Source organism: Streptomyces sp. NPDC048496 (assembly GCF_043200055.1).
Taxonomy (GTDB): Bacteria; Actinomycetota; Actinomycetes; order Streptomycetales; family Streptomycetaceae; genus Streptomyces.
In genome coordinates, this window is sequence record NZ_JBICXB010000020.1 from 83,350 (window position 1) to 89,783 (window position 6,434).

6 protein-coding genes, 3 tRNA genes and 1 pseudogene are annotated in these 6,434 nt (G+C 71.2%); 5 read left to right on the top strand and 5 right to left on the bottom strand.

What is annotated here, in order from left to right:
• Positions 1 to 109 precede the first annotated feature (109 nt).
• From ACGFSA_RS19650 to ACGFSA_RS19660, 3 genes are all read left to right on the top strand, one after another.
• A complete protein-coding gene (locus ACGFSA_RS19650; RefSeq protein WP_393305800.1) occupies positions 110 to 472 on the top strand; it encodes a hypothetical protein in 363 nt (120 codons plus the stop codon).
• A 61-nt stretch (positions 473 to 533) separates the two neighbouring features.
• Positions 534 to 1,325: a DsbA family protein gene (locus ACGFSA_RS19655; protein ID WP_393305802.1), complete on the top strand. Its 792-nt coding sequence runs from the start codon at positions 534 to 536 to the stop codon at positions 1,323 to 1,325.
• A complete protein-coding gene (locus ACGFSA_RS19660; RefSeq protein WP_393305804.1) occupies positions 1,322 to 2,170 on the top strand; it encodes a cytochrome c biogenesis CcdA family protein in 849 nt (282 codons plus the stop codon). The genes ACGFSA_RS19655 and ACGFSA_RS19660 overlap by 4 nt, the downstream gene beginning before the upstream one ends.
• A 41-nt stretch (positions 2,171 to 2,211) precedes the next feature.
• On the opposite strand, the gene ACGFSA_RS19665 is transcribed toward ACGFSA_RS19660, so the two are convergent.
• The 4 genes and pseudogenes from ACGFSA_RS19665 to ACGFSA_RS19680 form a co-directional block, all read right to left on the bottom strand.
• Positions 2,212 to 2,285, bottom strand: a tRNA-Phe gene (locus tag ACGFSA_RS19665).
• Positions 2,286 to 2,307: 22 nt separating this feature from the next.
• Positions 2,308 to 2,382: transfer RNA gene (locus ACGFSA_RS19670), tRNA-Asp, on the bottom strand.
• Between the two features lie 38 nt (positions 2,383 to 2,420).
• Positions 2,421 to 2,493, bottom strand: a tRNA-Glu gene (locus tag ACGFSA_RS19675).
• 305 nt (positions 2,494 to 2,798) lie between these two features.
• Positions 2,799 to 3,161 (bottom strand): annotated as a pseudogene (locus tag ACGFSA_RS19680) (hypothetical protein); the annotation flags it as partial.
• Positions 3,162 to 3,272: 111 nt separating this feature from the next.
• On the opposite strand from ACGFSA_RS19680, the gene ACGFSA_RS19685 reads away from it, so the two are divergent.
• Positions 3,273 to 3,623 carry a metallopeptidase family protein gene (locus tag ACGFSA_RS19685; protein ID WP_393305806.1) on the top strand — a complete coding sequence of 117 codons (351 nt, stop codon included), beginning with the start codon at positions 3,273 to 3,275 and terminating at the stop codon, positions 3,621 to 3,623.
• 154 nt (positions 3,624 to 3,777) lie between these two features.
• On the opposite strand, the gene ACGFSA_RS19690 is transcribed toward ACGFSA_RS19685, so the two are convergent.
• The gene (locus tag ACGFSA_RS19690; RefSeq protein WP_393305808.1) at positions 3,778 to 4,305 is read right to left on the bottom strand and encodes a hypothetical protein; all 528 of its coding nucleotides are present in this window, start codon (positions 4,303 to 4,305) and stop codon (positions 3,778 to 3,780) included.
• A 258-nt stretch (positions 4,306 to 4,563) separates the two neighbouring features.
• On the opposite strand from ACGFSA_RS19690, the gene ACGFSA_RS19695 reads away from it, so the two are divergent.
• Positions 4,564 to 6,434, top strand: a 1,871-nt coding sequence (locus ACGFSA_RS19695) for a DEAD/DEAH box helicase (protein WP_393305811.1), incomplete at its 3' end; no start/stop codon positions are given.

The following is a 6,434-nucleotide window of genomic DNA, read 5'->3' on the forward strand; positions in this document are numbered from 1 at the left end:
TTTCGCGCGGTCTGCGTCACGGCCGCGCTGACTGCGGGGGAGCTCCTGATCACAGCACGTACCATTTCGGGCAACTGATCTTCGTACCGCAGTGGAAAGGCCCTCGTCCGTGTCCCGTACGCAGTGGTGCTGCCTGGTGGCGGTGCTCGCGGTCGCGCTGGGGCTGTTCTGCGGGCCCGCCACGGCGGTGACGGCGGCGGCGGCGTATGGGGATTCCGGCACCGCGGTGGCCGCCCCGGCCGTCGGCGGTCAGGGGGTGCCCGGCTGCGGCAAGGGCGCGACGCACGACGGAACCGAGCCCGGCGTACCCGTCCGGGCCCGCGCCGCGCACGACCAGGCGCCCGGTCTCGCCGAATGGGGTCCGAGCGCCGCTCCCGGGCCGGGGCCCGCGGAGCCGCGCGCACGCGTCAGGCCACTTGGGCCGGAGCCTGCCGCGCCGTCCCCGGTGGAACTCTCCGTACTGCGGGTTTAGGGGGATGCCCGCCACCCGGTCGTCCCCTTCCCCTCCCGCACCACGAGCACGGAGTCTCGCCATGCCCACGCCCACAACCTCCTCGTCCAGGAAGCCGCTGCTCTACGGCACCGGTGTCGTCCTCGCCGCCGCGCTGCTCGGCTTCGTCTCCTACCGCGCCACCGCCCCCGCCGACCGCTCCTCCTCGGCTTCGGTCGCCGATGTCACCGCCGACCCGGACGCCGACGCGTTCCCGGAACTGGCGAGGCTGGCCCGCCGCGACCCCGCCGACAGACTCGCGCAGGGCCCGGTCGACGCGCCCGTGGTTCTCATCGAGTACGCCGACTTCAAGTGCGGCTACTGCGGCAAGTTCGCCCGGGACACCGAACCCGCCCTGGTGAAGAAGTACGTCGACAACGGCACCCTGCGCATCGAGTGGCGCAACTTCCCGATCTTCGGCGCCGAATCCGAGGCCGTCGCGCGCGCCGCCTGGGCCGCCGGGCAGCAGGGCCGCTTCTGGCAGTTCCACGCAGCCGCCTACACCGAAGGGGCCAAGGAGAAGGGCTTCGGCAAGGACCGGCTGAAGGCGCTCGCCAAGGAGGCGGGGGTGCGGGACCTCGGCCGGTTCGTACGCGACGCGGACGGCGCGGCTGCTTCCGCCGCGGTCAGCAAGGACCAGGAGGAGGGGTACGGGATCGGCGCGAGCTCCACCCCGTCCTTCCTGATCAACGGCCGCCCGCTGGCCGGAGCGCAGTCGGTGGAGGTCTTCGAGCAGGTCATCCAGGCGGCGGCCGCCAAGGCCGCCAACACCAAGGACGCCAAGGGAGGGAGCAGATCCAAGGACTCCGGTGACTTTGGGGGCGCCGACAAGTGACGGCGGACATCGGCTACTTCGCCGCCTTCCTCGGCGGGCTGCTGGCCCTGGTCAGCCCCTGCAGCGCCCTGTTGCTGCCCGCCTTCTTCGCCTACTCCATCGACTCGGTCTCGCGGCTGCTGGCCCGTACCGGCATCTTCTACGCCGGCCTGGCCACCACCCTCGTGCCGCTCGGCGCCGCGGGATCGTACGCCGGACGGCTCTTCTACAGCCACCGCGACCAGCTGGTCCTCGGCGCCGGCTGGCTGATCATCGGGCTCGGCGTGGCCCAGATCGTGGGCCTCGGCTTCGCCTCGCGCCGGATCGCGGCCCTCAGCGGGCGGATCCGGCCGACGACCGCCGTCTCGGTCTACGCCCTCGGCGCCGTCTACGGGCTGGCCGGATTCTGCGCCGGACCGATCCTCGGCAGCGTCCTGACGGTGGCGGCGGTCAGCGCCAGCCCGGTCTACGGCGGACTGCTGCTCGCCGTCTACGCCCTGGGCATGGCGGTCCCGCTGTTCCTGCTGGCGCTGGTCTGGGAGCGCTTCGACCTCGGGCGCCGCGCCTGGCTGCGCGGCCGCGCCTTCCGGCTCGGCCGCTTCGAGCTGCACACCACCACTGCGCTCTCGGGGCTGTTCTTCATCGGGCTCGGCGCGCTGTTCCTGGCCTACGACGGGACGACCGCGCTGCCCGGACTGCTGGACGTGGACGATTCGTTCGCCGCCGAACAGTGGGCGCAGCACATCGGCGAGCAGGTGCCGGACGCGATTGCGCTGGTGACCGCGGTCGCGGTGGTGCTGCTGGTTCTTGGGGTGCGGGCGTGGCGCCGCCGGGACGTGAACTCCGTGGACCGGGAAGAGGTCTGACACGACGAAGGCCCCATCCGGTGGATGGGGCCTTCGAGAGGTGGCTGGGGCCGGGATCGAACCGGCGACCTATCGCTTTTCAGGCGATCGCTCGTACCAACTGAGCTACCCAGCCACGCAGCACTTACGAGCTGCAGCGGTCCTGACGGGATTTGAACCCGCGGCCTCCACCTTGACAGGGTGGCGAGCACTCCAAACTGCTCCACAGGACCAAGCTGTTGTGCGACTAAGTGTCGCACAAGGTGGTGCGTGCCCCCAACGGGATTCGAACCCGTGCTACCGCCTTGAAAGGGCGGCGTCCTGGGCCACTAGACGATGAGGGCAGAACTACTGGTGTCGCTACTTCTGCGTCTATCGCCCCCGAAGAGGGACGTCAGAAGCATGTGACTCCGCTTCCCCCCAAGAGGTTCCGCTTCTTCTTCAACCTCTGGGGTTTCGGAACGGTCAAGCCCTGACCGGCGCCCTTGGGCACGTCGGAGACTGTACTACGGCGTTTCGGTGTCAGCCAAACCGAATAGGCGAAGGGGTCGCTCCGGGTTGGTTCCCCTCCGGCAGATGGCGGCTGACCTCGGCCGTTGTCAGGCCGAGCCCGCCGAGTGTGATCTCGTCCCAGGCCTGCGGGCGGCGGGTCGGAGTGCTGGACCAGGGCCCCGGAGCGCACCGGGTCCAGCCGGGCGACCTGCACATCGAGGCGGACCGGGGCTATGTGGGAGTCCAGCTCCAGGGCGCCGAGCGGGGCCACATCGATCTTCGTGCCGCCGCTGAGGGAGGGGCGCAGGGCCATCGTGGTGTCCATCGGGCCGACGGGCGTACGGACACTGCCGACGACCAGCAGTCCCAGCCAGGCGCCGAACACGACGACGGCGATCAGACCCAGCGCGCGCCCGCAGAGGTACGGAGCGGGGGCGAGGGTGCTGCCGGGGGCGGTGGAGCGGGAGCGGCAGTGGTGGCGGATGCGGGCGGCTGCGGCGCGGAAGGAGGCGCGGGCCATTGGGCGCGTATACCCGGGTTCGGGGGCAGTCATGCGGGGCGCGGGATCGCGGGACAGGGCAGGGAGTGGCGGTCCGGGGCCGGTCCGGCGGGGGTGCGTGACAATGGCGGGGTGCTGGAGATGACGCGCGAAGAGTTCGAGGAACTGGTCGCCGAGGCCCTGGACCGGATTCCGCCGGAGCTGACGCGGCTGATGGACAACGTCGCGGTGTTTGTCGAGGACGAACCGGACCCCGGCGATCCGGAGCTGCTCGGGCTGTACGAGGGCACGCCGCTGACCGATCGCGGCGAGTGGTACGCCGGGGTGCTGCCGGACCGGATCACGATCTACCGCGGGCCGGCGCTGCGGATGTGCGAGTCGCGCGAGGACGTCGTGGCCGAGACGGAAATCACGGTCGTCCATGAGATCGCCCACCACTTCGGCATCGACGACGAGCGGCTGCACGCGCTCGGTTACGGCTGAGTACGTCCGGGAGGGCGGTGGCGGAGGGGCCGACGGCGAAGGGGTCGGTGGTGCGTGGGGCGTGTCCCATGCGGGGGAACGGGAGTTGGGCACAGCGCCCCTGTCCGTTCCCGCCCTTCTTCGCTCCCCGCCTCCCGGAGGTGCCCGCCGTGCGTCAGTTGCCATCCCCTGTCCGATGGGCAGCCGTCACCGCAGTGACGATTGCCGCGTCCACCGGCTGCATGAGCATCAGCGACGACGGCGGGAAGCCTGCCCCGTCGCGGTCGGCCGAGCAGAAGGGCTCGTCGGGTGAACCGGACGGCTCCACGGTGGCGGGTACGGGACGGGCCCGTACCGGAGGGGGCGCGGAGGCGCACGCCGACCGGGAGGCCGCCGAATCGCCGAGCCCGAGCGCGTCGGCGCGTGCCTCGGTCGTACCCGGTGGCGCGCATGCGGGCGTGGGGTCCGGTGATCCCTTGCCGACCCGGGGCGGGCATCTGCCGGTGCCGTCCCCGCCGGGGGGCGGGGGGCCGCAGCAGCCGGAGCCGTCCGCGGAGCCGTCGGTGTCCTCCGGGCCGTCCGCGCCGGTCACCCCGGAGCTGCCGAGCTCACCCGATCCGGAACCTTCAAGTCCGCCTCCGATGCCCTCCGCGTCTCCGGCCGCGCAGTTCCGCAGTGACGCGATGAGTGTGCCGGACGACATGGAGGCGCTGCGGACTCCCGAGGCATCACCCCAGGTGGGGCCGGTGTAGCAGGTGGTCCGGAGCGTGCGGTTTGCGCAATGCGGGTGAGAGTGCGTATGGTAGTAGATCGTTTGATCCCATTGCCCGGCGCCGACACAGAAGAGCGCCGTGTGGCGCGTACTCTCCCTTGCCGTGGCTGGACCGCATTGAGGCGGTCGAAATTGCGAATCACGGAGTTATGGGCGCGTGCCGAGACTCCGGAAGGTTTCGCATTTCGCATGTCCAATTTCAGCTCTGACAACACCGTCGTGCCCGAGAACGACGAGATTGTCACCGAAGCCGAGGCCGTAGTGGCCGAGGCCGCCGAGGTGTCCGAGACGGTCGAGACGGCCGAGTCCGTCGACTTCACCGGTTCCACCGAGGCCACCACCGACTCCGCCACCGACGCCGAGCCGACCATCACCTTCGCCGACCTGGGCCTGCCCGAGGGCATCGTCCGCAAGCTCGCGCAGAACGGTGTGACCGCGCCCTTCCCGATCCAGGCCGCGACCATTCCGGACGCGCTGGCCGGCAAGGACATCCTGGGCCGCGGCCGTACCGGCTCCGGCAAGACGCTCTCCTTCGGCCTGCCGACCCTGGCCACGCTGGCCGGCGGTCACACCGAGAAGAAGAAGCCCCGCGCGGTCATCCTCACCCCGACCCGTGAGCTCGCGATGCAGGTCGCGGACGCGCTGCAGCCCTACGGCGACGTGCTCGGCCTCAAGATGAAGGTCGTCTGCGGCGGTACGTCGATGGGCAACCAGATCTACGCGCTGGAGCGCGGTGTCGACATCCTCGTCGCCACCCCGGGCCGACTGCGCGACATCATCAACCGGGGCGCCTGCTCCCTGGAGAACGTCCAGGTCGCCGTCCTCGACGAGGCCGACCAGATGTCCGACCTGGGCTTCCTGCCCGAGGTCACCGAGCTGCTCGACCAGGTTCCGGTCGGCGGTCAGCGCATGCTCTTCTCCGCCACCATGGAGAACGAGATCGGCACGCTGGTCAAGCGCTACCTGAGCAACCCGGTGAGCCACGAGGTCGACAGCGCCCAGGGCAACGTCACGACCATGACGCACCACGTCCTCGTCGTGAAGCCGAAGGACAAGGCGCCGGTCACCTCCGCCATCGCTGCCCGCAAGGGCCGCACGATCATCTTCGTCCGCACCCAGCTGGGCGCCGACCGCATCGCCGAGCAGCTCGTCGAGGCGGGCGTGAAGGCGGACGCGCTGCACGGCGGCATGACGCAGGGTGCCCGTACCCGCGTGCTCGCCGACTTCAAGGACGGTTACGTCAACGCGCTCGTCGCGACCGACGTCGCCGCCCGCGGTATCCACGTCGACGGCATCGACCTGGTGCTGAACGTGGACCCCGCCGGCGACCACAAGGACTACCTGCACCGCTCGGGCCGTACCGCCCGTGCCGGCAAGTCCGGTGTCGTCGTCTCCCTGGCGCTGCCGCACCAGCGTCGCCAGATCTTCCGCTTGATGGAGGACGCGGGCGTCGACGCCTCGCGCCACATCGTCGGCGGCGCGGGCGCCTTCGACCCGGAGGTCGCCGAGATCACGGGTGCCCGTTCGCTGACCGAGGTCCAGGCCGACTCCGCGAACAACGCCGCCAAGCAGGCGGAGCGCGAGGTCGCCGACCTGACCAAGCAGCTGGAGCGCGTCCAGCGCCGCGCCGGTGAGCTCCGCGAGGAGGCCGACCGCCTGGTCGCCCGTGCGGCGCGCGAGCGGGGCGAGGACCCCGAGGCAGCGGTCGCCGAGGTCGCCGCGGAGGCGGAGGCCGCGATCGAGGCCGCCGTCTCCGTGCCGGAGCAGCCCACGGCGCGCGACGACCGTCGCGACGACCGGGGCAACTTCGACCGCCGGGACAACCGCGGCGGCGACCGCGGTGGCTACCGCGGCGGCAACGACCGTCGTGACGACCGCGGTGGTGACCGTGGTGGTTTCCAGCGTCGTGACGACCGCCCGTCGGGTGGTTTCCGCCGGGACAACGACCGTCCGTCGTTCAACCGCGACCGTCGTGACGACCGCGGTGGTGACCGTGGTGGTTTCCAGCGTCGTGACGACCGCCCGTCGGGTGGTTTCCGCCGGGACAACGACCGTCCGTC

Coding starts and splice junctions, on each gene's coding strand:
- ACGFSA_RS19655 (WP_393305802.1), top strand. CDS start 534: ATGCCCACGCCCACAACCTCCTCGTCCAGGAAGCCGCTGCTCTACGGC.
- ACGFSA_RS19690 (WP_393305808.1), bottom strand. CDS start 4,305: ATGTCGTCCGGCACACTCATCGCGTCACTGCGGAACTGCGCGGCCGGA.